This is a genomic window from Clostridium sp. MCC328 (assembly GCF_018785465.1).
GTDB classification, from domain to species: Bacteria; Bacillota; Clostridia; order Lachnospirales; family Lachnospiraceae; genus Pilosibacter; species Pilosibacter fragilis.
In genome coordinates this window covers 85,658-111,670 of sequence record NZ_WQPW01000102.1, presented here as the reverse complement: position 1 = coordinate 111,670, position 26,013 = coordinate 85,658, and the positions used below count along the sequence as shown (strand labels likewise).

At 50.7% G+C, this 26,013-nt stretch carries 21 protein-coding genes and 1 riboswitch; of the genes, 17 read left to right on the top strand and 4 right to left on the bottom strand.

Annotated elements, in window-relative coordinates:
* The first annotated feature begins 7 nt into the window (after positions 1–7).
* Complete coding sequence (locus tag GPK83_RS14075) at positions 8–1,285, top strand: TolC family protein (protein ID WP_117469117.1); 1,278 nt, start codon at positions 8–10, stop codon at positions 1,283–1,285.
* On the opposite strand, the gene spoIIR is transcribed toward GPK83_RS14075, so the two are convergent.
* On the bottom strand, positions 1,275–2,057 hold the full coding sequence (spoIIR, locus tag GPK83_RS14070) for a stage II sporulation protein R (RefSeq protein ID WP_015553208.1): 783 nt from the start codon (positions 2,055–2,057) through the stop codon (positions 1,275–1,277). The two genes, GPK83_RS14075 and spoIIR, sit on opposite strands and share 11 nt — an antisense overlap.
* A 256-nt stretch (positions 2,058–2,313) precedes the next feature.
* Between spoIIR and GPK83_RS14065 the strand changes: the two genes are divergently transcribed.
* From GPK83_RS14065 to GPK83_RS14055, 3 genes are all read left to right on the top strand, one after another.
* Positions 2,314–3,375: a D-alanine--D-alanine ligase family protein gene (locus GPK83_RS14065; RefSeq protein ID WP_118599861.1), complete on the top strand. Its 1,062-nt coding sequence runs from the start codon at positions 2,314–2,316 to the stop codon at positions 3,373–3,375.
* Positions 3,376–3,444: 69 nt separating this feature from the next.
* Positions 3,445–3,891 carry a DUF1934 domain-containing protein gene (locus tag GPK83_RS14060; RefSeq protein WP_015553210.1) on the top strand — a complete coding sequence of 149 codons (447 nt, stop codon included), beginning with the start codon at positions 3,445–3,447 and terminating at the stop codon, positions 3,889–3,891.
* Positions 3,892–4,047: 156 nt separating this feature from the next.
* Positions 4,048–4,989, top strand: coding sequence for an AEC family transporter (locus GPK83_RS14055; RefSeq protein WP_215705062.1), 942 nt, complete (start codon positions 4,048–4,050; stop codon positions 4,987–4,989).
* Between the two features lie 85 nt (positions 4,990–5,074).
* Here the strand turns inward: GPK83_RS14055 and GPK83_RS14050 are convergent, their stop codons facing one another.
* Entirely contained in the window at positions 5,075–5,536 is a 462-nt protein-coding gene (locus tag GPK83_RS14050) for a hypothetical protein (protein WP_015553212.1), read from the bottom strand.
* Between the two features lie 374 nt (positions 5,537–5,910).
* Here GPK83_RS14050 and GPK83_RS14045 point away from each other — a divergent pair, with 374 nt between their 5' ends.
* On the top strand, positions 5,911–7,383 hold the full coding sequence (locus GPK83_RS14045) for a M20 family metallopeptidase (protein WP_252196370.1): 1,473 nt from the start codon (positions 5,911–5,913) through the stop codon (positions 7,381–7,383).
* Positions 7,384–7,526: 143 nt separating this feature from the next.
* Here the strand turns inward: GPK83_RS14045 and GPK83_RS14040 are convergent, their stop codons facing one another.
* Positions 7,527–8,648, bottom strand: a complete 1,122-nt coding sequence (locus GPK83_RS14040; RefSeq protein WP_215705061.1) for a DUF362 domain-containing protein — start codon at positions 8,646–8,648, stop codon at positions 7,527–7,529.
* Between the two features lie 309 nt (positions 8,649–8,957).
* Between GPK83_RS14040 and GPK83_RS14035 the strand changes: the two genes are divergently transcribed.
* From GPK83_RS14035 to GPK83_RS14010, 6 genes are all read left to right on the top strand, one after another.
* Entirely contained in the window at positions 8,958–10,619 is a 1,662-nt protein-coding gene (locus tag GPK83_RS14035) for a glycoside hydrolase family 5 protein (RefSeq protein ID WP_215705060.1), read from the top strand.
* A 234-nt stretch (positions 10,620–10,853) separates the two neighbouring features.
* Positions 10,854–12,191: a dicarboxylate/amino acid:cation symporter gene (locus tag GPK83_RS14030; protein ID WP_215705059.1), complete on the top strand. Its 1,338-nt coding sequence runs from the start codon at positions 10,854–10,856 to the stop codon at positions 12,189–12,191.
* A 287-nt stretch (positions 12,192–12,478) separates the two neighbouring features.
* Entirely contained in the window at positions 12,479–14,176 is a 1,698-nt protein-coding gene (locus tag GPK83_RS14025; RefSeq protein ID WP_215705058.1) for a LytS/YhcK type 5TM receptor domain-containing protein, read from the top strand.
* A gap of 207 nt (positions 14,177–14,383) precedes the next feature.
* On the top strand, positions 14,384–15,199 hold the full coding sequence (locus GPK83_RS14020; protein ID WP_215705057.1) for a LytTR family DNA-binding domain-containing protein: 816 nt from the start codon (positions 14,384–14,386) through the stop codon (positions 15,197–15,199).
* Positions 15,200–15,365: 166 nt separating this feature from the next.
* Positions 15,366–16,802 carry a carbon starvation CstA family protein gene (locus GPK83_RS14015; protein ID WP_215705056.1) on the top strand — a complete coding sequence of 479 codons (1,437 nt, stop codon included), beginning with the start codon at positions 15,366–15,368 and terminating at the stop codon, positions 16,800–16,802.
* A 139-nt stretch (positions 16,803–16,941) separates the two neighbouring features.
* Positions 16,942–17,952 carry an ATPase P gene (locus tag GPK83_RS14010; RefSeq protein ID WP_215705055.1) on the top strand — a complete coding sequence of 337 codons (1,011 nt, stop codon included), beginning with the start codon at positions 16,942–16,944 and terminating at the stop codon, positions 17,950–17,952.
* A 259-nt stretch (positions 17,953–18,211) separates the two neighbouring features.
* Here GPK83_RS14010 and GPK83_RS14005 read toward each other — a convergent pair whose 3' ends face one another.
* Positions 18,212–19,396, bottom strand: a complete 1,185-nt coding sequence (locus GPK83_RS14005) for an iron-containing alcohol dehydrogenase (RefSeq protein WP_215705054.1) — start codon at positions 19,394–19,396, stop codon at positions 18,212–18,214.
* 223 nt (positions 19,397–19,619) lie between these two features.
* On the opposite strand from GPK83_RS14005, the gene GPK83_RS14000 reads away from it, so the two are divergent.
* The 6 genes from GPK83_RS14000 to ribD all read left to right on the top strand — a co-directional run bounded on the left by GPK83_RS14000 (position 19,620) and on the right by ribD (position 25,996).
* Positions 19,620–20,726: an extracellular solute-binding protein gene (locus GPK83_RS14000; protein WP_215705053.1), complete on the top strand. Its 1,107-nt coding sequence runs from the start codon at positions 19,620–19,622 to the stop codon at positions 20,724–20,726.
* On the top strand, positions 20,710–21,228 hold the full coding sequence (locus tag GPK83_RS13995; protein ID WP_215705052.1) for a hypothetical protein: 519 nt from the start codon (positions 20,710–20,712) through the stop codon (positions 21,226–21,228). The genes GPK83_RS14000 and GPK83_RS13995 overlap by 17 nt, the downstream gene beginning before the upstream one ends.
* Complete coding sequence (locus GPK83_RS17400; protein ID WP_215705051.1) at positions 21,229–22,512, top strand: ABC transporter permease subunit; 1,284 nt, start codon at positions 21,229–21,231, stop codon at positions 22,510–22,512. It begins immediately after the preceding gene.
* Between the two features lie 71 nt (positions 22,513–22,583).
* The gene (locus GPK83_RS13985) at positions 22,584–23,672 is read left to right on the top strand and encodes an ABC transporter ATP-binding protein (RefSeq protein WP_215705050.1); all 1,089 of its coding nucleotides are present in this window, start codon (positions 22,584–22,586) and stop codon (positions 23,670–23,672) included.
* Positions 23,669–24,421 (top strand): metallophosphoesterase, encoded by a 753-nt coding sequence (locus GPK83_RS13980; RefSeq protein ID WP_215705049.1) that lies wholly within the window; start codon positions 23,669–23,671, stop codon positions 24,419–24,421. The genes GPK83_RS13985 and GPK83_RS13980 overlap by 4 nt, the downstream gene beginning before the upstream one ends.
* 45 nt (positions 24,422–24,466) lie before the next feature.
* A riboswitch (FMN riboswitch) is annotated at positions 24,467–24,581 on the top strand.
* Between the two features lie 305 nt (positions 24,582–24,886).
* Positions 24,887–25,996, top strand: coding sequence for a bifunctional diaminohydroxyphosphoribosylaminopyrimidine deaminase/5-amino-6-(5-phosphoribosylamino)uracil reductase RibD (ribD, locus tag GPK83_RS13975; protein WP_215705048.1), 1,110 nt, complete (start codon positions 24,887–24,889; stop codon positions 25,994–25,996).
* The last annotated feature ends 17 nt before the right edge of the window (positions 25,997–26,013 follow it).

The following is a 26,013-nucleotide window of genomic DNA, read 5'->3' as shown; positions in this document are numbered from 1 at the left end:
AATCAGAATGAAAAGAAATTTGACAGGACGTGTGATTCCGGCAGCACTTGCGCTTGCGCTTGCGGCAGCGCCTGTGAACGCTTTCGCAGCGACGAAGGCGGTTCAGGCGACCGGTGTTGCGGATGAGAACGGATTTATATCCCAGCCGGGAAATGAGTACGATGACGCGACGATGAAGAAGCTCGCGGATAACATGCTGGAATATGACGAGATCGGGAAGCTTGTTGAGGTCTACAGCCCGACGTTTAAGACAGTGAAAGAGACATATTCCGATAAGAAGGACGCAGCAAAGGATGTCGTGAAGCTGAAATCAAAATTACTGGATAGTTCGGGAGAGCTTGCGGATACGGCAAGTACACTGAAAGGCTCTCTTGACGCAGCCAAAGAGATGATCGGTAAAGTTCCGGCAATGACTCCGACAAACTACGCACAGCTCTATTACAGTTCAGAACTCATGGACTACCAGGCAGACGCAATTGCACTGCAGGGCGACAGCCTGGAACAGGTATCCCCGGAGCAGATGCATATCAAGCTTGTGGACAGCACCCGCGCGGCGCTGACCGCCGGCGCCCAGAGCGCCATGATCGGCTACAAGCAGTTAAAGCTCAACGAGGAGAGCTTAGAGAGCGGACTCACACTCTTAGAGGCAGTCTACCAGTCCACCCAGAACCAGGCAGCCAACGGTCTTGCGACCCAGAGCCAGGTTCTTTCCGCGAGACAGCAGCTGGAGTCCACCCAGGCAACGAAACTGACACTGACATCCAGTGAGCAGAAGCTCCGTCAGACCCTCTGCACGATGCTCGGATGGAAGTATGACGCAAAGCCGGAGATCAAGGATGTCCCGGCAGCTGATCTCACAAGGATCGACGGAATGAACCCGGAGAAGGACAAACAGGCGGCGCAGGACAACAACTTTACGATCCGATACAACGTGCTGGACCTCGACAACAAGGACGCAGGCTCCGTCGAGTACCAGAACTTACAGCGCACGATCAAGCAGGAGAAGGAAGAAGTCGCGTCCTCCCTCGTAAACCTTTACAACGACGTTCTCCAGAAGAGAAACGAGCTCCAGACAGCAAAGGCAGCTTACGAGCTGGAAAAGACGAAGATGGAGACTGCAGAGAGAAAATGGCAGTTAGGAACCATCGGACGTCTTGAGTATATGCAGCAGCAGAACTCCTTAAAGACAAAGGAGATCGCGGTGAAGACCGGAGACCTCTCATTGTTCCAGGCAATGGAGACCTATGACTGGGCAGTTAAGGGAAACTTAAGTCTTAGTCAGTAAGCTGCGGATGCGCTGAAAATAGTTCAGCAATCCGAAAACGGACTTTTACAGTGGGCAGGGAAGATGTTCCCTGCTCACTTTTTTTGCTTGCGGTTTTGTCTGTATTGTCAGGGTTGGCTACAGAGGTGATAGCTGTATGAGATGTGTCCTCGCCTGTGACCGCCGGGCTGGTGCTTTTCAGAAAACAGGCAGGTCTTGCCTTTAAAAGCGCCTGAAAATCATCCTCCGGGATCAGACTTTTCAACGTCTCCTTCGATCCTTCCGGCATCGATGCATGAATGCTGTCCGTGTAGCATAGGGATGGATACAGGACGCACCAGAAGTTGTGCCCGGCACCGTTTCCGATGGTCACCCGGACGGCTTCATACATCCCGGCGGGAAATGTCATGTCCCCGTAGGTGCGCACCGGAAACCTGCAGGTCTCGATCCCCACATGTACACCGTAATCATACCCAAAGCTGTGGATAAAGTCTTCTGCAGCGGCTTCCAGTGTGGAAGATTCAGACAGGATATATGCTTTCAGCTCCTCTTTTCCGGCGATCTGACCCGCGGCGGCCCCGTCCCGGATCTTTTCCAGAAGAAGATCCTTCACCCGAAGCTTTAACGCCTGGTCTTTGGCGGAATCACTGTTCGCGAGAACATGGAACCGCAGGATCTTTGGGGCAATATCCGCCGCCAGAGCCTCGTCCCGCGCCCGGATGCCGGACATGGAAAGAAGAAAACAGATCAAAAAACACAGGAAAGAGAGACTGAGCTTACAGGTTCGTTTCATAGATACACCTTCTTTGCTTTTTACTTTTTATGTCAGAGGCAAATGTTATTTCCTGTTTGTAATTATTACCAGTTGTGCTATAATCTAAACGATAACATGTCAAAACAGCCCGTCCAGTGCCAGTGCATCGGGGGAAATGATTCGGGTGCACAGTGGTCCTGTAAGGAATCTGCCGGCTTTGCTGACCGGGATCACGCGCCAAATCTCACGGACGTTCGACTTGAATAGAAAATCAGAGAGGAATCAAAAAAACATCATGGAAAAGAAAAATATCGTTGTCCTGTTTGGCGGACAGTCATCTGAGCATGTGGTATCCTGTATGTCTGTACAGAATGTGGCAGCAAATATCAATGAGGAGAAATATAATGTGATCCTCGTCGGGATCACGGAGGACGGACACTGGGTAAAGGTGGACTCCTTAAGCCAGGTCAAAGATGATACCTGGAGAGAGTCAAAAGCTGGGGCGGTGCTGTCCCCGGATGCAAAGGAGAAATGCCTGATCGTCACAGAGAACGGATCTTTTGAGAAGATTCCGGTGGATGTGGTATTCCCGGTCCTTCACGGTCTCTACGGTGAGGACGGAACCGTACAGGGAATCCTTGAGCTTGCGAAGATCCCGTACGTCGGCTGCGGCGTTCTCGCTTCCGCGGTATCGATGGATAAGCTTTCCACAAAGCGCATGGTAAGCGGACTCGGCATCTGTCAGGCAGCTTACGTTTCCGTTATGAAAGCGGAATTAAAGGATATGGATGCGGTTATCGCGAAAATCGAAAAAGAGATCCCATATCCGGTATTTGTAAAGCCGTCTAACGCCGGTTCCTCCAGAGGTGTTACAAGAGCAGATAACCGCGAAGAGCTGATTTCCGGCTTAAAGGAAGCGGCTGACAATGACCGCCGTATCCTCGTTGAGGAGATGATCGTGGGCCGTGAGATCGAGTGCGGCGTATTCGGTGACGGTGATTCCACGAAAGCTTCCGGCGTGGGTGAGATCCTTGCTGCGGCTGAGTTCTATGATTTCGACGCGAAATACTACAACGCGGAGTCCAAGACTGTCGTTGACCCGGAGCTTCCTGACGGAGCCACAGAGCGTGTCCGTGAGGCTGCTGTTAAGATTTTTAATGCAGTGGACGGCTACGGCTTATCCCGCGTGGATTTCTTTGTAAAGGCAGACGGAACGGTCGTATTCAATGAGATCAACACACTTCCGGGCTTCACCGCCATCAGCATGTATCCGATGTTGTGGGAGGCAAGAGGTGTAGACAAGAGACAGCTGATCGACGATTTGATCGATCACGCGTTTCGGAGATATGAGAGATAAAAATGTTCACAGCGGTCCGTGCCTGAAGCCGTGCGGACCGTTCAAAATGATATATCAGGGGAGATTTACATGACAAAGGATATTTTAGTCCGTGTCCGGGGGGTACAGACGATCGGTGAGGAAGAGGACACGGTCGAGATGATCACCCCGGGGACGTATTACGTGAAAAACGGCAAGCAGTATCTGATCTATGATGAGTCGCTTGACGAGACGGGCACACCGACCCACAATACGGTGAAAGTGATGGAGAACCGGATCGAGGTCATGAAACGCGGACTCGTGGAGAGCCACATGATCTTTGAACCCGGAAGGCGGACGACAGCAAACTACCGGACGCCGATGGGACTGTTCCTGATGGGGATCACGACTTCCCTGCTTGAAGTTGAGGAGGACGAAGAGTCCATTCTTCTAAGAATCAAATATTCCATGGAGATGAATGGGGAATACGCATTTGACTGCAGTACAGAAATTCTGGCATCGTCGAAAAAGGATGAAGTGCTGGGAATTTCAATATAGAGAAAAGTCTTGATATGGGGATGTTGAAAGGGTTACACAAATACGCATTTCCTGACAGCTCAGGGAGATGACAAAAAAGAAAGGACGCAGCTGGCCTGTAGATCGTATTCAGAGAAATAGCGGTCGAAAGAACAGCTGTGAGAGGACAAACGATGTATGGAGAGTTTTTTAGTCGCGGTTAATGCGGTCATCCCGTTCTTCTGTTATCTGGCGCTCGGATATACGATGAAGATCAGAGGAGTTGTGAAAGAGGAATTTTTACAGAAGCTGAACCAGATGGTCTTCCGGGTATTTTATCCGTTTATGACCTTCTACAATATTTATAAAGCCGATGCCGAGTCGCTTCCGAGACCATTGCTTTTGATCTTCACGGGTGCAAGTATCCTGATCGTGGAAGCGCTCCTGATCGTGATCATTCCGAAGATCGTAAAGGAAAACCCCAGAAGAGGCGTTATCATCCAGGCGATCTTTCGAAGCAACTTTGTTCTGTTCGGACTGCCGCTCACGATCGCGGTATTCGGAGATTCAGCGGCATCGATCGCGGCTATGATGGTTACGGTCGTTGTGTCGATCTACAATACCACATCGGTATTTATTCTTGAAATGTTCAACGGAGAGGGAAAATCAGATATTAAGAAGACACTGAAGGCGGTGGCAGCGAATCCGCTCCTGCAGGGTGCCATCGTGGGTCTGATCTTCTTTTTCCTCGGGATCAAGCTTCCGGGAAGTCTTGTGACCCCGATCGCAGCGTTCTCCAATATGACTTCTCCGTTAGCGATCTATGTGCTCGGTGGAACCTTACAGTTTAAGGCAATCCGGAAAAACCTCAAATATCTGGTTCCAACGCTTACCTGCAAGCTGTTTATCCTTCCGGCGATCATCATCGCGATCGCTTACACCTTTGGACTTCGTGGACTTGAGCTGTTCCTTCTGATCGCTGTCTACGCGACACCGGTTGCAGCCGCATCCTACCCCATGGCGCAGAATATGGGCGGTGACGGGGAGCTTGCCGGACAGTTTGTCGTGATCAGTACGGCGGTGTCCATGTTTACACTGTTCTTATGGATCTTCTTTATGAAATCTGTGGGACTGATCTAAAATCAAATAAAAAAGCCCTGTCTTCTGGATGAAACTAAATTCATCAGAAGAGGGGGCTTTTTTATTTTGTCTTTTTCTTGTCGATTCAGTCTTTTTTGAAAATTCCTTTGATACGCTGACCGATCGTTTTCTTCTTCGGAAGCGGGATCAGTCCTCCGCGCGGAACGGACTTGATCGCTGTGATGTAAAGACCGCTGATCTCAACCTTGACCTCAGTCTTTAACGGGAGCTGAAGGAAAACCTTTTCATCGGCGATCATGGTCATGATCTTTGTACCGATTTTTGCTTTAACTACCGGAACCTTCATCCACTTTGCATACCATGGAGTCTGCTCATAAACGATCGGCGGGAGTCCGGCTTCCTTTATTTTCAACTTTTTCTTGTCGATCGCCATCAGACTCACAGTCTGCTTAGCGGCATCGATCGCGCTCTGCTGTTCTACCTGGCGCTTTTCCATCTTACGTCCGAGGAAGTAAAGCACAGCGAGGACAACGACAAGGATCAGGAGAATGACAAGAATGACATTTGCTACGATACTCCAGTTCATGTGGATACCTCCAGTGTGTTCACGTTCGCCCTGTATCACAGGGCATTACCTGTAAATTATACCATCGCAGGTATAAAAGCGCAAGCTTAATTTGATTCAGCAGAAAGCCAGCAAAAAGCCATGTCCAAAAAACTCCGAAGCCGGAAGCGGCTGTGAAGAGCAACATAAATAGAGGAGAAAATTTGATATAATTAAAACGGAAAATTTACTTTACACACAAAAGAATAAAAAGGTTGCGCATCATGGAATAAAATAGTATAATTATAGATAACTGGTTGCGTATTGTGCAAAAAATCAGAATAACTCGAATATGCAAGTTCGAGGGCCGCTTTTAGAAAAAATGAAAAAAGCAGTGCGGACAACAGCCGGAAATCATGTACAGGAAAGGTGATATGGAGATGGGAAAACAGACAGCTTGGGAAGAAATTGATAAGAAATCCAGCGAGATCTTTACCGCCAGCGACGAGATCTGGGGCTGCGCGGAGACGGCCTTCACGGAAGAAAAGTCGATGAAGATCCTTTGCGATGTTCTGAAAGCAGAAGGTTTTACAGTTGAGACAGGTCTTGCGGGTGTAACGACAGCGTTTAAGGGCACGTTCGGTTCCGGAAAACCTGTGATCGGTATCTTAGGCGAGTTCGATGCCCTGTCCGGACTGGATCAGGAAGCGGGAGCTACCGAGAAGATCGTTGTGCATGATGGTGCCAGCGGACACGGCTGCGGACATAACATGCTCGGCACAGCGTCCCTCTCCGCGGCGATCGGAATCAAAAAGTATCTGGAAGAAAGCGGAAAACCGGGAACCGTGATCTATTTTGGCTGCCCGGGTGAGGAAGGCGGATCCGGAAAGGCATTTATGGCGAAAGGCGGAGTGTTCGCAAACCTTGACGCCGCGATCACATGGCATCCGGGAGATTTAACGCAGGCCGACACGGGAAGCTCCCTCGCAAACTATCAGGTAGCGTATAAATTCTATGGAAAGAGCGCCCACGCAGGCGGCGCACCGCATCTTGGACGAAGCGCCCTTGATGCGCTGGAGCTTATGAACATGGGTGTCCAGTTCTTAAGAGAGCATGTGGTTCCGGAAGCGAGAATCCACTATGCGATCACAAACACCGGCGGATACTCCCCGAACGTTGTACAGCCGTACGCGGAAGTTCTGTATTTGATCCGTGCCCCGAAGAACAGTCAGGTGGAGGAGATCTATCAGCGTGTCAACAAGATCGCTGAGGGTGCTGCCCATATGACAGAGACCCGCGTGGAAATCGATTTCGTAAAAGGCTGCTCGAACCTCATGAGCAACAAAGTGATCGCAAAGGAACTCTGGGATAACCTTGTGGAGCTTGGTGCTCCGGAGTACACGGAAGAGGAGATGAAGTTTGCCAAAGCCATCAGTGAGGGCGTTGGCGACAGCCGTTTTGAGTCCTTAGAGAAGATCGCAAAGAACTGCAAGGACAAAGCAGCTAAGGCGGAAGTCCTTTCCCATAAGGGCGAGAGCATGTACCGCTTTGTCGCTCCGTTCAACCCGGACGGAATCATGTCCTTCGGTTCCACGGACGTCGGTGATGTGAGCTGGAACTGCCCGACTGCCCAGGCCTACGTTGCTACATGGGCGGCTGGAACACCGGGCCACTCCTGGCAGGTCGTTTCCCAGGGTAAGAGCGGACTGGCACACAAGGGACTGATCTACGCGGCAAAGGCAATGGCAGGCGCAGCGATCGATATGTATGAGGATCCGGAGATCATCGCGAAGGCGAAAGCGGAGATGGAGGAGGAGCTGGATGGTGACACCTATCACTGCCCAATTCCGGACGGATGCAAGCCGAGAGCGCTTGGAATGAAGATGTAAAAAATTGATGGATGCGATTGAGCGTGAATAGATCTTTCCGGCGAACGTGAAAGGAATGACGCGCTGCAATTGTACATAAAAAACGGGGAGAAGTTCCGTAAAATGGAACTTCTCCCTGTTTTTTATTTCAAGGAAGATCCTGATCAGATCCGTTTCAGCTCATACTGTCTTGTGCCGAGACCGATCTTTTCCGCCTGATCGAGAGTCGCCTGCCATTCGATATTTGGGTTGGAATCCTTGAAGTGATCATGGTGGCAGTGCCATCCCGGCTGGGAGAGATGTTCTCCAAGCTGGCTATTGGCGATTGGAGCTGCCTTCAGACAGGCATCCGCGCAGGCCTGGTCCAGAGCCACCGGATCGAAGCTTGCAAACATTCCGATATCCGGAAGAATCGGGGCATCATTTTCGCCGTGGCAGTCACAGTTCGGGCTGATATCCTGCACAAGGGAAATATGGAAGCACGGGCGGTCATAACAGACAGCCTGTGCGTACTCTGCCATCTTGCGGTCTAAAAGCTCGTTGGCATTGTAGTTCGGGTTGTAGATAGCATCAAAGCTGCAGGCACCGATACAGCGGCCGCAACCTTTGCACTTGTCATAATCGATGACGGCTTTCTTATTTACATATGTAATAGCATCGCTTCCGCACTCCTTCGCACAGCGTCCGCAGCCGCGGCAGAGCTTCTCACGGACAGCCGGCTTTCCGCTTGCGTGCTGCTGCATTTTTCCGGCACGGCTTCCGCAGCCCATACCGATGTTTTTGATGGCACCGCCGAAACCGGTGGACTCATGACCTTTGAAATGGGTCAGGCTGATAAAGACGTCGGCGTCCATGACCGCGTGGCCGATGAAGGCCGTCTTGCAGTATTCTCCGTTCACGACCGGAACCTCCACCTCGTCAGTTCCGCGAAGACCGTCACCGATGATGATCTGGCAGCCGGTGGAGATCGGGTTGAAGCCATTGAGGTTTGCACAGTCTAAATGATCCAGGGCATTTTTTCTGCTGCCCGGATACAGGGTGTTGCAGTCGGTCAGAAACGGCATGCCGCCCTGTTCCTTACAGAGATCCGCAACGGCTTTCGCGTAGTTCGGACGAAGGAAGGCGAGATTTCCGAGCTCACCGAAATGCATTTTGATCGCGACGAATTTTCCGTCCATGTCAATGTTTTTGATCCCTGCGGCAACGCAGAGCTTTTTCAGCTTGTCCAACTGGCTGGTTCCAACCGAACACCGGAAATCGGTAAAATAAACCGTTGATTTTTCCATGCTTATAAAGTCCTCCTTTAATAAATACTTCGCAACGCTCCAGTACCGTAATGTCTGCGCTTTACTGCGGCGAGTACGGCCGGCGCGACCAGTGCGGTCAGCGCGCAGCCTGCTGAACCGTTACGATCTTTCTAATAAAAGTATCCCCGTAAGTCTTAAATTAGTCAAGGATAAATTTTGCGGAATTTTTTTAGGATAAATTTTGCAGAAATTTTTACATTGTGGTATAGTAAACGGGAATCGGTGTGTGCCGATGCATACCAGAAACAAAAAAGGAAGCTGTGAAGAACAGTTATAAAAGGTGATTGTATGAACATAAGAAAACTGGCAAGACCAGCGGCAGCGCTTTTGGCCGCCGCAGCCCTGATGGCGGGGATCCCTGAACTCCGGATGGAAGCGCAGGCGGCGTTTCCGGAATACTTAAAATCCGTGACCTACTTCGGTGATGCCTGGCCGATCAACTACTGGGGAACTGAAGATGATAACATGGGGGCAAATTTTGCCCGCATCAAGGCGGACGGCTTCAACAGCATCATTCTTGTGATCCCGTGGAGAGAGTTTCAGCCGGGGGATATGGGAAATATGTACAATGAGGCTGCTTTCGCCAAGCTCGATCAGGTCATGAAGTGCGCGGATAACCACGGACTTATGGTGACGCTGCGGATCGGTTACTGCTGGGATTACAGCGGTGACGCGTCCCTTCCGGAGCGATATGCCGGTGTGGTGCAGGACGGAAGCAATGACAGGAAGATGTGGATAGATTACTGTAAGACGATCTATGACCGGGTATCCGACTACGGGAACTTTCAGGGCGGTTTTATTACCTGGGAGGACTTCTGGGACTATACGTCAAACATGGACCAGGATCTCACAAGAGCCCTCAGTATCCGTCTGGCATCCAGATGCGGATATCAGGATTACCTGAAGGCCCACTACTCACTTGAGGAGGTCGGCGCGGTCTACGGAAAGACATTCCAGGATTATTCCGAGATCTGGATCCCGGAGAGAAAGCGCCCGGAGGCGAAGCTGTTTTTTGAGTTCTATGACAGCTTTTTAAATAAGCTCCTCTCCGAGAGTCAGGAAGTGTTCCCAGGACTATCCATGGAGGTCCGGTCCGACGGGGATCCGATCTACCAGCTGGACGGAAGCTATACCTACTATTCCCACTCTGCCACGTATCCGTGTGCCGATGCAGAGTACGCCGCTCTTATGTACAGTGTGTCCCTCGGACAGCAGAACATGGGAGACCATATTTCCGCGGAAAAAGCGCTGGCATCCATGCAGAACAGCATGAACGGTCTGGTGGAAAAGAGCGGAAAGAAGTATTTTATGGAGCAGTTCCTCTATATGGATTCCACAGAGGCGTTCTCCTACAATACCCAGATCAAGGAGTCCCAGGTGGCGGATTATGTGAAGAATGCCGCTCCGATCTTAAAGGATACTACCTGCGGCTACGGACTCTGGGTATACCGGAATTATGTAAACGATTGTGTATACAATGGTCAGTTCGCTCTGGGGCTCACAGGCTGGGATACCACCGGAAATGTTGAGAAAACAGAACATGACGGATCAAAGGCAGTCACTCTGGAAAAAGACAGTGTGCTCAGCCAGAATGTCCATGGACGTCTTGGACAGAGGGACAAAATCCATGTAAAGTTCTGGGCGGCGCCGAAGAACGGTGCAGCGAAGGTCACCTTCCAGATCGGTGACGCTAAAAAGCTGGTTCAGGTGACGAAAGCGGGAAATTATGAGTGTTCCATCCCGTGGCAGGAAAACTACAATCTCTCGATCACGACAGATCGCAGCGTGACACTGGACAATATTAAAATGTATACCCACGAGCAGTATGGCAGGATCTATGACACTGACGGCAACGAGCAGGATCTCGCGGCGGCGTTCCGGGAGTTAAATGCGGCACTGGATCAGACACAGACTTCGGAGGCTGTTCCGGCAGACGATTCCAGTAAATAAAATTTCTGTAAAAAAAACATAAAGAAATTTAAAATTCCTACTTGCGGAATTGCTCAGACTACGATATAATCTCCGGGATAGTTTGACAGGGATTGAGAAAAACCTGTCAGTGTCCCGGAGATTTTTATGCGGGTAATGAGTCATAGCTTGTATCCGCATATCAGGAATGTTTTGGAGAGCCGCCCCAAAACTTATGTTTCCGGGTGTGTTGCGCGGTAAAAAAAGGAGGATTACATGGAGAAAAAGAAAAGTTCACTCGCTGTCAGAATGAGTATTTCCCTCGTCTGCGGTCTGGTAGCAGGTCTTCTGTTAATGTTCTTAAGAGAAAACCTCAACAGCACAGGCAAGGAAGCCGTATGGGCAACGATTAACAGCATCCTGTTCCAGGACATCACAGTGGCAGGCGCTGAAAAGGCACTCGGTATCTTCTATATTATCGGTCAGTTGTTTATCCGTTCTTTACAGCTTGTCATCGTACCGATGGTATTCACATCCATCACACTTGCGATCGGACAGATTTCCGATACAAGAACTCTCGGCAGAATTTCCGTAAAAACGATCGCAGGTTTCCTGATCTGTTCTTTCTTCGCATTACTTATGGCATGCGTAGTCGGAATCATGATCTACAATGCAGGTGTATTCAATATTCAGGTGGAGGGTCTTGAAGGTTCTGCCGGATCTACCGGTTCCAACCCGTTAAATGTGATCCTTAACATTGTTCCGTCCAATATCACAGCGGTATTCAGCACAAACACTTCCGTTCTCGCGATCGTGTTCTTAGCGGTTTCCCTCGGTCTCTGCATGAAGGCAGTCGGCGACGAGAAGAGCGCAACATTAAAGAAGCTCATCACAGAAGTAAACGATATCGTTGTTGTATTCTTAAACTACGTTGTTACAAAGTTCGGTCCGTTCGCGATTTTCGTTCTCCTTGCAAGAACATTCGCGACATACGGAATCAACCACTTAAAACCGGCTCTGGCATACGTTGTCGTAACCGTTATCCTGCTTCTCTTATTCCTCTTCGTAGGATACCCGATCTTTGTAGCAGCTACAACAAAGCAGAATCCGGTGAAGTTCGCAAAGAAGATCTTCCGTGTAGCAGTATTCGGATTCTCCACTTCCTCCAGTGCGGCTGCTCTTCCGCTTAACGTGAAGACGACCACAGAGGAGCTTGGTGTTGATGAGAAGATCGCTTCCTTTGTACTTCCGCTCGGTATGACCATCAATATGAACGGTACCGCGATCATGCAGGTCGTTGCGACGCTGTTCATCGCAGGCTGCGCAGGCTACGATGTAACCCTGTCCCAGCTCATTGTGATCGCTCTCTTAGCCCTGATCGCATCCGCCGGTACACCGGCAGCTCCGGGCGCAGGCGCGATCATCCTGTTCACGATCCTTTCCGGTCTTGGCTACATCAACGACGGTGCACTCTTAGCATACAGCCTGATTCTTGCGATCAACCGCCCGATCGAGATGTTAGTAACGGCGCTTAACGTTGTCGGTGACTCCGCAACCGCGATCTACGTTGCGAAATCCGAGGGAATGTTAAACGAGGATATCTATAATTCATAAGGAAAATACCGGCCTGGTTTACGGTCGGTGTGCAAAGCTCCGGAAGACCTGAGGGAAGAAGCCCAGGTCTTCCGGAGTTTTTTTATGTAACAGGAAATCCTGGGGAATTCCCTGTTACATAAAAAGGCACTGACGTGCCAAAGATGCGCACTCGCGCGAAGATGTAGACTGTTGCAAGCGACCGCGCTTCACATTTTCTGAACAAATAAACAGAAAAATGTGATATGATAAAAATATGTGAAAGAGGCAGACAAGAACAACCAGTCTGCGGGGACAGGGGGAGCTTTATGACAGGAACCATGTTTTTCAACATGCTTTTAAATATCGGACTGCTGGTGCTTCTGGCAACGCTGCTCACCAATATGGCATCGGTGCGGAAGCTGTTCCGGGGAGAGAGCAGCACGATCATCCAGAAGATGGCGCTGGCAGTGATCTTCGGTGCCATCAGCATCGTGTCGACCTACACAGGGACAAAGACCGGCGGGGCCATCGTCAATACCCGCGTCATCGGCGTTCTGACAGCAGGGATCATGGGAGGACCGCTTGTCGGAATGATGACGGCACTCATCGCCGGAGCCCACCGGTTTCTGTTTGATATTGGCGGCTTTACAGCAGCCTCCTGCGCGGTCTCGACGCTGGTGGAAGGCGTGCTGGGAAGTCTGGTCTATAAAAAGTACAAGGCAGGAGAGATGGACAGCATCGATCTGTTTTTCCTGACTGCAGAGGCGGAGATCCTGCAGATGGTGATCATTCTGATGATCTCGAAGCCTCTCAGCGCGGCCATGGAGCTTGTGGGAAAGATTGCCGTCCCGATGATCGTCATGAATTCTGTGGGAATGGTGCTCTTTTTCAAGACCTTTGATATGGTATATATGCGCGAGGACAGTCTGTTTGCGGAGCGGATGCGTCTTTCCATGGGAATCGCGGACAAGAGTCTCGTCTATCTGAGAAAAGGTTTCGGAAAGCGGGAAAATATGGAAGCTGTGACTGATATCATTTTTGGTGAGATCCCATGTCAGGCGGTGATCATCACGGATGAAAAGGAAGTTCTGGCGGTGAGTTCCCTGATCGATGACAGCCGTTTCCGCCGGGAAAAGTTTCTGGAACATCTGACAGGACCGGCAAAAGGAATGAAAGCAGAATGTATCTGGGAGGAAGATCTCGATGAGGAGATACGGCCGCTGTTTCACTCCCTCGTGACGGTGACAGTTCCGGTCATGACCGGAGATGAGAAGATCGGAAGTCTGTCCATTGTCGTGAAAAAGAGACGACGTGTGGAACGGAGCATCGGGGATTTTCTGGAGGAACTTGCGAAGATGTTTTCCACACAGTTAGGGGTCTACAATGTGGAATATCAGAAGAAATTGCGGAAAAAAGCGGAGTTTAAGGCGCTGCAGTCCCAGGTTAACCCGCATTTTCTCTACAACGCGCTGAATACGATCTCCTGCATCTGCGATGAGGATGCGGGAAAGGCCAGTGACCTGATCTTAACGTTAGCGTCCTACTACCGTCAGACTCTGGAGAACGACCAGTACATGCTGGATATCGATACGGAGATCAACCATGTCCGGACGTATCTGGAGATCGAGAAGGCGAGATTTGAGGAGAAGCTCCGGGTGGAGATCAACGTGGAAGACGGTCTCTCCTGTCAGGTCCCGTCCTTTATCCTGCAGCCCATCGTGGAGAATGCTGTCCGGTATGGAAACAGCGCGGACGGGGTGCGCAGAGTGGAGATCTCAGCAAAACGGGTGCAAAGCGGGCCCGGGGAGGAGCTGGTGAGGATCGGGGTCAGGGATCATGGAAAAGGTTTTGAACCGGAAGAGGCAGAGAGGATCCTGACCGGAAACAAGACCGGCAGCGTTGGATTAAAAAATGTGAATGAACGTTTGAAGAGTACATACGGAAAGCGTTATGGGCTGGAGATCCGGAATACGGATGACGGGGCGGATGTTTCGTTCTGTATTCCGTATCAGGCAGAGAGCTGACAGGAAAATACTGTGACCGGACGTAACTATTCAGTACCTTCATAGTTACGTGCAAAAATCCATTCCAGATCAGCTTCGCTGATGGGATTTTTGCCTTCCAGCCTATGTTTTCTTACGGTCAGCGCAGCAAGTGCGCAGACCTACTGAACAGTTACGACCGGACTATTTTATACATTGGGGAAACTATGAGAGACAGGGGGAGATGTTTTGAAGATCGCAGTGATCGATGATGAGAGACCGGCAAGAAAAATGCTGATCCGCAGGGTGAAGGAAGTGCGTCCGGACTGTGAGATCACGGAAGCGGAGAGCGGATCGGACGCCTTAAAGATGTTTAATGAGGCGGATTCGTTTGATCTGATCTTTGTGGATATGGACCTCGGGGACATGGAGGGGACGACGCTGGCGGCCACGGCAAAAAGACTGTTTCCCGGGGCGAAGATCGTCTTTGCCACCGCCTATTCCCAGTATGCCGCGAAAGCATACGAGATGGAGATCGATGATTATATTTTAAAACCGTTCGGTCCGGAGCGGGTGCACCATGTTGTGAAAAAATGCATTGGGGAAGGAAAATGTGATTCCGCGGGAAAAATGGAGGAGCAGGAGAAAAAAACGGAACCGGCAGCAGCAGAAAAACAGGAGGCAGAGCAGGGAAACGCAGGTGTGGAAGAGAGGCGCGAAGCAATGGTATTCGGCAAGATCCCTGTGACGGCCAGCCGCGGAATCCTGTTTCTGGAGATCGCCCAGATCGTGTATGCGGAGACCGACGGACACGGGTGTGTGGTCCATACCACATCGAGATCCTATGAGGTCAACCAGCTTTTGGGAGAACTTGAGAAAAAGCTGGCGGACTTCGGATTCTTCCGGATCCATAAGAGCTATCTTATAAATCTGTCATTTATTTCGGAACTTTTCGCAGGCAGCGGAAACGGACTTTCCGTACATATGAAGGGGTATGAGAGCCGGGAACTCCCGGTGGGAAGAGAAAAACTGAAAACATTAAAACAGCTGTTGAAGATCAGCTGACAGAAAGAGAAGCTGCGGCACTCCGTTCATGACGAAAGGAGTGCCGTTTGTGCAGATAACCATGCTGTTCATGCAGACCACCTTTAAATATTGTGCAAAATATACTATAATACATTTGCTTGAAGAAAAAGAAATAAGCATAATGTATATTCAAGGAGGGATTTGTATGATTAGTTTTCTCGTCTGTCTGGCACTTTTGATCGGAGGTTACTTTGTCTACGGCAACCTCGTAAATAACATTTTCAACCCGGATGACAGAGAGACACCGGCAGTCAGAATCAACGATGGTGTCGACTACGTAGTCATGCCCCAATGGAAACTCTTTCTGATCCAGCTTCTGAATATCGCTGGTCTGGGCCCGATCTTCGGAGCCATGCAGGGTGCATTGTGGGGACCGGTCGTATTCCTGTGGATCACCTTCGGTACGATCTTTGCCGGCGGTGTTCATGACTTCTTCTCCGGCATGATGTCCGAGAGAAATGAGGGTGCTTCTATCTCAGAGGTATGCGGAATCTACCTCGGCGGCCTGATGCAGAACGTGATGCGTGTATTCAGTGTTGTACTTCTTGTCATGGTCGGTACTGTTTTCGCAGTTGGTCCGGCTGGTCTGATCGTAACTCTGTTCAGCAACGGCGGAGCACAGGGCCTGGTCGTAAACAAAGAGATGTGGCTCTGGATCATTCTGGCTTACTACTTTATCGCAACCTTTATTTCTATCGACAAGATCATCGGTAAGATCTATCCGATCTTTGGTATCTGCCTGATCATCATGGCACTTGGTGTTGCTTTTGGTATCTTCACAAAACCGGAATATGTGATCCCGGAGATCTGGAGCAATTTCAGAAACATGCATCCGAGCGGAACACCGGTATGGAGCTTCATGTTCATCACCGTTGCCTGCGGCGCGATCTCCGGTTTCCACGCAACACAGTCACCTCTTATGGCGCGTTGTATGAAATCTGAGAAACAGGGTCATTTCGTATTCTACGGCGCAATGGTATGTGAAGGTATTATCGCCCTGATCTGGGCAGCAGCAGGATGCTCTCTCTACGAAGTGACAGGTGGTTTAAACACAGGTCTCGCAGAGATCATGAAGAACGGTCAGTCCGCGGCCATCTATGATGTCTGCCAGAAGACCATGGGCGGTGTCGGCATTGCTCTTGCTATGTTAGGTGTTATCGCCTGCCCGATCACTTCCGGTGATACAGCATTCAGAAGCGCACGTTTAACACTTGCTGACTGGTTCAAGGTTGACCAGAAGAACTGGAAGAACCGTCTGCTTCTCTGCGTACCGTTACTTGGAATCGGCGCTATCGTTGGACATATGGACTACAGCATCGTATGGAGATACTTCAGCTGGACAAACCAGACACTGGCTATGATCGTTCTCTGGACAGCAAGCATGTACCTCTACAAGGCAAAGAAGAACTACTGGCTCACAGCAGTTCCGGCAACCTTCATGAGCGCTGTTTCCATGACATATTTCTTCTGTGCAAAAGAGTGCTTAAACCTCGGTACTGCAATTGCGTACCCGGTAGGTATCGTACTTGCGGTCGTATTCCTTGGAATCTTCATCCGCGCAACGAAGAAACAGACAGCATAATGTAAGATTATAATGACACGAAAGACAGGCTGCAAAGCTGGGAGTGTCTGACTGCAGATGATGCAGAAAGTATAAGCTGCCCCGGTGACAGGCTGAGGGCAGCTTATACTGGTTATTCAGTATTTGGGAGGCGAGAGTTATGTTCTTAAAACCGGCAAAACTTGGAGAAAAAGAGATTCCGGAGAGTATTCTTTCAGAGGATAAAAAGCACTGTAAGAAGATCGGTCCCTGCGGAATCGGAAAAGAGGCTCTGTACCTCAACAGCTTTTATCTGGAGCGGCGCTTCTACATCCCGGTATCTTCCGTCTCCCGTGTCTTTAAGCGCGTGGCGATGAGCAAAGGCGGATTTACCGGAAAAGGCCTGTTTGCCACCATGCCGTATCTGGTGGTTGTCTACGGGGACGGTAAGGAAAAGCAGTGCAACTTTAAATATGAGGATCAGGTGGACGCGTTCGTGGCATCCGTGAAGGAACGGTTCCCGCAGATAAAGACCGTGAGTGAAGCGGCGGAAAAGCGCCTTGCGGAAGCTGAGAAAAAACAGGCGGAGAAATGTCTCATTCCGCTTTCTGAGCAGGCGAAGGAGACGGTAAATGTTCTGGAACAGGCAAAAGCAGCTCTCACGAAGCGTCTGTCCCTGTTCACAGAGCTCACCAATGCGGCAAAGAAAAAGAGAACGTATGAGAAGACAAAGCCGTTTTACAAATGGCTCGCTTTATTCATGGTAGTCATGGGGGCGGCGGCGCTTGCATATGGCGTATTCTCCTTTATGAATCACGATGCGTTTGCTGTATACTTTGTCCTCTTTGGAATGGCGGCGATCTTTCTGTTCTCCGGAGCGAATGTCATGCCGACGAGTACGAATAACCGGAAAGCCATCGAAAAACGTCTTGCGGCGGCGGAAGAAGCCGTTACGGGCTATGTGGACAGTCTCCATCTCGGACTTCCGGTTCCGGCCTGTTACCTTCATCCGGTGACTGTAGAGCGGATGCAGCGTGCTGTCCGTGAGGGGCGCGCTGAGTCTGTGGAGGACGCGTTTGACGTTGTAAAAAATGATCTGAAAAAGACCAACGCGGATGTATCCGTCACTCAGGAGGAATTCGATGAGATCATGGCGATCAAGCCGGTCTTTCTGGTCAGAGATTACGTGTAGATGAAAAAATTGACTGCCGTATCAGTAGGCTTATGCTGGACGGCAGTCTTATTTTATGTAACAGGAAATTCCGAGGAATTCCAAAGATGTGCACTCGCGCGAAGATGTAGATTGTCGCAAGCGACCGCGCGAGGCGCGAGAATGTGCCAAGGCACGTTTTTTTATAAAAAACAAGGATTCATGGTATTATATGAAAACCGGGATGTTGCGCAGATAGGCGGCATCCCGGTTTTCTTCATATAATTTTGATAGATTTCTGCTATTTTCCTGCAGCCATCTGATAGATCTTAAGCATATCTTCCGCTTCCAGCTTCTTCGCGGATCCCTTCGGGCCGCCTGCAGCGATTCTCGCGTTTTTCGCCATGGTCTCAAGCTGTTCTTCTGTCGGGTCGATCCCGAGTTCCTTTAAGTTTGTCGGCATACTGATGGCACGGTAGAAGTCTTCCATGGCCTCGATGCCCTTTAAACCCGTCTCCATGTCATCTTTTCCAGGTTCAACACCCATGACATTCACTGCGAATTTCGCAAAACGCGGAGTGCAGCTGTCGATCACATATCTTGCCCAGCTGCCCCAGATCGCCGCAAGGCCCGCACCGTGGGCAACGTCGAACATTCCGCCGATCTCATGCTCTAAGAGGTGGGAGGCGAAGTCTCCGCCGTCGTTTCCGCAGCCGGTGAGGCCATTGTGAGAGAGACTTCCGGACCACATCACCTCGGCTCTCGCGTCATAGTTGTCTGGATCGTCCACAAGGATCTTCGCGTTCGTGATCACGGTGCGCATAAGACCTTCCGCAATGGCGTCGGTGATCTCCATATTTCCGCCGTTTGTGAAATAGCGCTCCATGGTATGCATCAGAATATCGGTGCAGCCGCAGGCTGTCTGGTACGGCGGGAGAGTCATTGTGATCTCCGGGTTCATGACAGCGAATACAGGGCGGGAGATATCATTGTTGTAGCCGCGTTTTTCCAGTGTTTCATCGTTTGTGATAACAGAGCTGTTGCTCATCTCACTTCCGGAAGCCGCGATGGTCAGAACAACGCCGATCGGAAGGCATGCGGATGCCTGACGGGTGTGCTCATAAAAATCCCAGACATCACCGTCGTTCGCGAGACCGTAACCGATGGCTTTCGCGGAGTCGATGACACTGCCGCCGCCGACAGCGAGAAGAAAATCAACGCCCTCCTTTCGGCAGAGCTCGATCCCCTCGCGGACTAAGGAAAGACGTGGGTTTGGGACAACACCGCCAAGCTCCACATAGGTGACTCCGGACGCGTCCAGGGATTCCTTAATGCGTCCGAGAAGACCGGAGCGGATCACGCTGCCGCTTCCGTAGTGGAGCAGGACTTTTTTACAGTTGACATTTTTTACAAGCTTTCCGATCCGGTATTCGGTTTCTTTTCCGAATACGACGCGGGTCGGGGTATAGAAATTAAAATTAAACATAAGACACCCTCCTGATAGATCAAGTATACTAAGGATCGCAGTGATCTGCAAGAAATACCTTTGGAACTTTCCGGATTTTCGGAAGCTTACCTGACACAGATTTTACACAGACTTTAGGTGATGACGGCACCAGATTTTACAGAGGACGCATAGGATAAAGACAGAAACTGACAGACAGGCATAAAAGAAAAAGGCAGAGACGATCTGCAGGAGGAAACACATTATGAAAAAAATAAGACTGACAGCACTTACCATGGCGGGACTGATGGCGGCGGCATCCATGACCGGCTGCGGTGCGAAAACAGCGGAGACCACAGCGGCTTCGGAGACAACGACAGCAGCAGGGACGATGGCGGCAGAGACAACAACTGTGGCGGAGACGGCTGGGAAGGTGTCCCAGACCAAACCGCTTGTAGTATATTTAAACGACTTCGATGATATTATCCCGGAGATGTTTAAAAAGGCGACCGGATATGACGTGGAAGTCGTAGCAGGAAACGGTGCGGAGACACTTGCAAGGATCGAGACGGAGGGCGACAACCCACAGTGGGATATCGTATGGCTGGATTCCATGCCAAGTATCAACTCTCTCGGAAAGAAGGGAATGCTTCTCACGGACTGGGAACCATCTAATGCGGGAAACCTCACCGATTTCTTTAAGGAGGTCGTTCCGGCGGACAAGGCATACTATCCGACCGGGGCACACGCGGCAGGCGTGATCGCGTACAGGAATGATGTTTTCACAGAAGAAACAGCTCCGAAGACCTGGGAAGACTTCGCAAAACCGGAATATAAAGATAAGATCGGAATCGCAGATCCGAGCGTAGCGGCTCCGGCATATCCCTTCGTGTCATACTTCTTCAACTCGAAGGGAATGGACAGCGGAAAAGAGTACTTCGGCTCATTATTCGAAAATGGCTTAAAGGTCTACCCAAAGAACCCGCAGGTGGTTCAGGCGCTTGCCAGCGGTGAGATCGCGGTGGCAGGACTTCAGGAGAGCAACGCATACGGCATGATCGCTTCCGGAGAGCCGATCAGCATCATCTGGCCGGAAGAAGGCGCACCGGCATCTGTACGTGTGGCAGCGATCAGCGCGAAGACGGATCAGCCGGAGGTTGCGAAGAAATTCATCGAATTCCTTTTACAGCCGGAGACACAGCAGCAGCTGGTGGATGCGGGAGATGAAGGATATTTTGAACCGTCCGTTGCAGGCGTAAACGAAAAAGAAGATCGCGAGAAAGATGGAAAGCTTGTCTATGCAGAGGCATCCTGGGCATCTGAACACGAAGCAGAGATCAAGGAGTGGTTTGCAGATGAGTCCGCGAAATAGTGGAAAATTAAGAAGCGCGGCACATAGAGGACAGGCAGAAGGGGCGATCGGCTGGATCGTCCTTTCCGTGCTTGCTGTTTTAATTATCTTGCCGCTGGGGAGCGTTCTTTTACAGATCGTAAGTCCCGGATTTTTTGGAAATACGGAAAAAGCAGATGGAATGAGCCTGCTCTTTGAGGTCTTTGAAAAACCGCTCTGGTATAAGGCACTTGGAAATTCCATGTCTCTTGGCATCTGGACAACATTTTTTGGCACGGCGTTTGGGGCGTTTCTTGCAAATTTCCGCGTAAAATGGGAGTTTAAGACTGCGAAACTTTTAGACATCGCGGCGTGGATCCTGATGATCATGCCGTCCTTCATCATTGCCCAGGGCTGGGTCTATTTCGCTTCCGGAAACGGGATCGCGAGGTCCTGGCTTCACTGGAACAACATAAACAGTCTGGTATTCAGCTTTCCGGGGCTGGTGTTTATCATGGTACTCAACAAGTTCCCCTTTGCTTAGGTGACGATCAAGGCGGCCCTGGAGTGGAAACCGGAACGGCTGTCTCTGGCAGCAAGAATGAATGGGGCATCTCCATGGGAAGAGTGGAAGACCGTGCAGGCACCTTTATGCATTCCGGCCTATTGTTCCGCGGCGATCCTGATCTTTATGGATACGATCGGTGATTTCGGACTCCCGGCAGCAATCTCCGGAGTATATCGCTTCCCGACATTGCCATACGCGATCTACACGGCACTTTACAGTTCCCCGATCCGCCTGGATATGGCAGGCGTGTTATCCTTCTATCTGGTACTGATCATCATCGCAGCCATGATCGTCCAGTACAGGATCATTGGTAAAAAACGGTATGATTTCTTTGATACGGGAACCGTGAAGGCGGTGCCGGTCCGCCCTGCATTTGGAGTCGGGATCATCCTCGATTTCTTAGGGGCATTTCTGGCATTTATCACACTGTTCGTGCCGCTTGGTTCCACAGTGGTCATGTCCTTCTCCGACTCGATCTCCGTTGCAAATTTCAGTTTCACGTTAAAGAATTATGAGAAGGTCATCGTAGACAGTAAAGAGCTCTTAAATGGTCTGGAACACTCCTTGATGATTGCCTTTGCGGCAGCCATCATTGGGCTGGTTCTCGGATTTTTCGTTTCCTATGTGCTGAACTATTCAGACTTCGTTTTAAAGCGCGTGATCGATGTGCTGTCCCTGGTTGCGTTGGCAGTTCCGGGAGTCGTTTTAGGTATCGGCTATATCTTCGTATGGAATCAGCGGTGGATCGAATCCGTGGGGCTTAAGATGTACGGAACGCCCAGGATTATCGTTCTTGCCAGCGTTGCGGCGGCGATCCCGGTCATCACGAGAGTTCTGACCGGCGGCATGGCAAAGATCCCGAGACCGATCCTGTTTGCGGCCCGGCTATCCGGCGCCGGCCTTATCACACGGGTCCGGACGATCCTCTGGCCGCTCTTAAAGGCAACCGTCCTGTCCGCGTTTTTATCCGCATTTGGCGGAAGCGTGTTCAACCTTGCGATCAATACGATCCTCTATCCACCGAACTATCAGACATTGCCGGTCTACATCAGCAAAGGAGTGGAAAATCTGAAATTCGGATATTCTGCGGCGGCAACGGTGTTTGGCGGCGGAATCGTGGTTCTTCTCATTTTACTGATGGAGCTTTTACCGCTTTATTCTCAGCTGTTCCAGAGAAGAAGAGCAGCCGGATCTGTGGTGAAGCTCTTCCGGGGGCAGAAAGAAAATAAGCGGGTAACGATGAAGGTACAGAATAGTTAGACGATCAGGAAATAAAGCAGATACAGTGGGAGACTTTATAGGGTACACGCTAACTGCTTTTGGAGGAATATATGGAGATTCAGAAACAGGAAGTCATCTTAAAAATAGAAGATCTGACAAAAAGCTTTGGAAAGACGGAAGTGCTTAAGGGAATCGGCATGGAAGTCCATAAAAACGAGATCATCAGCGTATTGGGTCCGTCCGGCTGCGGAAAATCCACCTTGCTGAACATTATCGCAGGCATGCTGTCTCCCGATGGCGGGCGCGTGATCATGAACGGACAGGTGATCTCTGAGGCGGGAAAAGTCCTGCCGCCGGAGAAGCGCCATATGAACATGGTGTTTCAGGATTTTGCACTGTGGCCGCATATGACAGCGTATGATAACATCGCTTACGGCTTAAAACGGAGCAAAACCGGAAAAGAGGAGATTGAGGAGCGGGTACAGGAGCTCTTAAAGCTCCTGCATCTGGAGGGACTGGAAAAACGGTATCCGGCGGAGCTTTCCGGCGGTCAGCAGCAGAGAGTCGCGATCGCCCGGGCACTGATCACAAAGCCGGATATTCTCCTGATGGATGAGCCGCTCTGCAATCTGGATGTCCAGCTCCGGGTGGAGATGAGAACCGAAATGGCGTTCTTGTTCCGGAAGCTTGGGACAACCGTCTTTCACGTCACCCATGATCCGTCGGAGGCGTTCGCGATGGCGGACCGGATCGTGATCATGAACAGGGGAAATATCGACCAGATCGATTCCCCGAAAAACTGTTACAGGAATCCGGGAACGGAGTCGGTGGCGGCTCTTTTAGGTGCCGGAAACCGGGTACATGGATACGCGAGGGAGGACGGCGGCAAGCAGATCGATCTCGGCGGTAGTGTCTGCGGAACACTCGGAAGAAACGGAATCCGCAAAGATGATATGGTGACTGTCCGCTTTCGCGCGGAGAACACGGTGTGGACCGGAAACGAGCGGCAGGAGAACAGTTTTCCGGTGGCGGTCGAGTATTCCTCCTTCGAGGGAGATTATTACCGCGTTATGGCGAAGATGGGAATGGGAGAACCGCTCTGCTTCTTAAGCCGCAATTATCTGGAAAAAGGTACGGAAGGCTACGTGAATGTGGAAGGGGACCGTCTCTATGTGTATGGCCCGGAGACAGCGGCATGAGCGGGAACCTGTATCTGATGAGCGACGTTCACGGATATTTTATTCCTTTTCTGCAAATACTGGAAAAGATCCGGTTTGAGGATGCGGACCGGATGGTGATCCTGGGGGATCTTGTGGCGAAAGGACCGGATTCCCTGGGACTTTTGCGCTTTGTGATGGAACATAAGAATATTCTGGCACTGAGGGGAAATCATGAACAGCGGCTTTTACAGTATTTTGGAACAGACCGCGCGGCCGGGATCCCGGATTCCACGATGCGGTCCTGGGTGGCCGGAGACGGGGCGGGGATCATCAGGCAGATGAATATGCTGTCAGAGACAGGACGCAGGAAGGTTCTGGAGTTTATCGGAACGATGCCGTTATGGGAAGTCATGGAGATCTGCGGCAGGAAGTATGTGTTGGTTCACGGAGCGCCGGATGATGAAATGAAAAAAGAACTTCTGGCAGTGCAAAAAGATCCCGGTGGGAAAAGAAAAACAGCGGATTATGATGTCCTTTTAAACCGCTATGAATCACCGGATTCGGATAACCGGCTTCCGGCGGGAATGACTGCCGTAGTGGGACACACGCCGACATTCAAATATGGAACACAGTACGCGGGAGATATGATCATAAGGGACGATAAGATCTTTCTGGATTGTGGAGCCGGTCAGGGATATGGATTGGGCTGTCTGGAAATATTGTCTGGCAATGACAAAAATTCCCATCGAAAATACTTTACAAATACAGAGAACGGGAGTATATTGTAAATAACCGCTGATGAAAATGACGGTCAGCGATAGGACAATTCAATAATAAGTCTTCAGGGCAGGGTGCAAGTCCCTACCGGCGGTAAAGCCCGCGAGCCGAGAGGCATGATCCGGTGAGATTCCGGGGCCGACAGTATAGTCTGGATGAAAGAAGAATTTCAGGTTTGTTTGTGATATGCGGAAGCGATCCGGTGTTCGAAAAAGAGGACAGGATCGAGAGATTCCGTATCGCGGAAGATCGGATCAGTAGCTCTGAAATAGGAAACTGTTTCAGGGCTTTTTTGTGTAACAGGAGATTGATCCGGGAAAGCTGTGAATAGCAGAAAAGTTATATTTCCGAATGAAACAACGGACCGAATATGGAAAACCCTGTAGGCATCTACTTTACAGGTTTTTTAACAGAAAATTCCCATGGAACTTCCTGATTGCGCCCGTAAGGCAGGTTTGCAGAAAGGAGTGAAAAAGATGACGGACCGGGATTATATGATGCGTGCCATTGAGCTTGCAAAGGGGGGACTTGGCTGGACGAGCCCGAATCCCCTCGTGGGAGCTGTGATCGTGAAAGACGGAAGGATCATAGGGGAAGGTTATCATGAGCGGTGCGGAAAACTTCACGCGGAGCGAAACGCCATTGCGTCGCTCACGGAAAGTGCGGAGGGCGCGACACTCTATGTGACGTTAGAGCCGTGCTGCCATTACGGAAAGACACCTCCCTGCACGGAGGCGATCCTCGAGCAGAAGATCGCAAGAGTCGTGATCGGTTCAAGAGATCCGAATCCCTTGGTAGCAGGAAAAGGCGCGGCGATCTTAAGAGCAGCGGGAGTCCGGGTGGAAGAGGACTTTATGCGGGAGGAATGCGATGCGTTAAATCCGGTATTCTTCCATTACATCACAAAGAAAACGCCATATGTGGTCATGAAATATGCCATGACGGCGGACGGAAAGATCGCTGCGCGGACCGGCGACTCCAAGTGGATCACGGGAGAAAGCGCAAGGAAAAAGGTGCAGGAGCTGCGCCACCAGTATATGGGGATCATGGCTGGGATCGGCACGGTCCTGGCAGACGATCCGATGTTAAACGTCCGGATCCCCGGGCTGAAGAGTCCGGTGCGGATCATCTGCGACAGTGGGCTCAGGATCCCGATGGATTCACAGATCGTGAAGACGGCAAAGGAGTACCGGACCATCGTAGCGTATGCGGGGGAGCATTCCGGGGAAGGCTGTAAAGAAACGGAAGAGAAAGCGGAACAGCTTCATGCGGCTGGTGTAGAGACTGTGTCGGTCCCGGACGCAGACGGGCGAGTGGATCTTAGAAAGCTTATGGAATATCTTGGAAAACAGGGCATCGACAGCGTGCTTTTAGAGGGCGGAGGTACCTTAAATGACGCGGCGCTGTCAGCCGGGATCGTAAACGAGATCTGCGCGTTTATCGCTCCGAAGATCTTCGGTGGTGCCGGTGCGAAGACTCCGGTTTCTGGGATCGGTGTGGCGCATCCGGCGGAAGCCGTGATGCTGACGTTGAGACAGATGGAGACGATCGGAGATGATCTGATGCTCAGATATTCGGTAGATTGAAAATGGGAAAGGAAATG

Excerpts from the sequence above, each read along its gene's own strand:
- GPK83_RS13995 (WP_215705052.1), top strand. The coding sequence starts at position 20,710 with ATGAGTCCGCGAAATAGTGGAAAATTAAGAAGCGCGGCACATAGAGGA.
- GPK83_RS13980 (WP_215705049.1), top strand. The coding sequence starts at position 23,669 with ATGAGCGGGAACCTGTATCTGATGAGCGACGTTCACGGATATTTTATT.
- GPK83_RS13985 (WP_215705050.1), top strand. The coding sequence starts at position 22,584 with ATGGAGATTCAGAAACAGGAAGTCATCTTAAAAATAGAAGATCTGACA.
- GPK83_RS14055 (WP_215705062.1), top strand. The coding sequence starts at position 4,048 with ATGGAGAGTTTTTTAGTCGCGGTTAATGCGGTCATCCCGTTCTTCTGT.
- GPK83_RS14015 (WP_215705056.1), top strand. The coding sequence starts at position 15,366 with ATGATTAGTTTTCTCGTCTGTCTGGCACTTTTGATCGGAGGTTACTTT.
- GPK83_RS14025 (WP_215705058.1), top strand. The coding sequence starts at position 12,479 with ATGACAGGAACCATGTTTTTCAACATGCTTTTAAATATCGGACTGCTG.
- GPK83_RS14030 (WP_215705059.1), top strand. The coding sequence starts at position 10,854 with ATGGAGAAAAAGAAAAGTTCACTCGCTGTCAGAATGAGTATTTCCCTC.
- GPK83_RS14010 (WP_215705055.1), top strand. The coding sequence starts at position 16,942 with ATGTTCTTAAAACCGGCAAAACTTGGAGAAAAAGAGATTCCGGAGAGT.
- GPK83_RS14045 (WP_252196370.1), top strand. The coding sequence starts at position 5,911 with ATGTACAGGAAAGGTGATATGGAGATGGGAAAACAGACAGCTTGGGAA.
- GPK83_RS14040 (WP_215705061.1), bottom strand. The coding sequence starts at position 8,648 with ATGGAAAAATCAACGGTTTATTTTACCGATTTCCGGTGTTCGGTTGGA.
- GPK83_RS14035 (WP_215705060.1), top strand. The coding sequence starts at position 8,958 with ATGAACATAAGAAAACTGGCAAGACCAGCGGCAGCGCTTTTGGCCGCC.
- GPK83_RS14065 (WP_118599861.1), top strand. The coding sequence starts at position 2,314 with ATGGAAAAGAAAAATATCGTTGTCCTGTTTGGCGGACAGTCATCTGAG.
- GPK83_RS14075 (WP_117469117.1), top strand. The coding sequence starts at position 8 with ATGAAAAGAAATTTGACAGGACGTGTGATTCCGGCAGCACTTGCGCTT.
- GPK83_RS14000 (WP_215705053.1), top strand. The coding sequence starts at position 19,620 with ATGAAAAAAATAAGACTGACAGCACTTACCATGGCGGGACTGATGGCG.
- GPK83_RS14060 (WP_015553210.1), top strand. The coding sequence starts at position 3,445 with ATGACAAAGGATATTTTAGTCCGTGTCCGGGGGGTACAGACGATCGGT.
- GPK83_RS14050 (WP_015553212.1), bottom strand. The coding sequence starts at position 5,536 with ATGAACTGGAGTATCGTAGCAAATGTCATTCTTGTCATTCTCCTGATC.
- GPK83_RS14005 (WP_215705054.1), bottom strand. The coding sequence starts at position 19,396 with ATGTTTAATTTTAATTTCTATACCCCGACCCGCGTCGTATTCGGAAAA.
- spoIIR (WP_015553208.1), bottom strand. The coding sequence starts at position 2,057 with ATGAAACGAACCTGTAAGCTCAGTCTCTCTTTCCTGTGTTTTTTGATC.
- ribD (WP_215705048.1), top strand. The coding sequence starts at position 24,887 with ATGACGGACCGGGATTATATGATGCGTGCCATTGAGCTTGCAAAGGGG.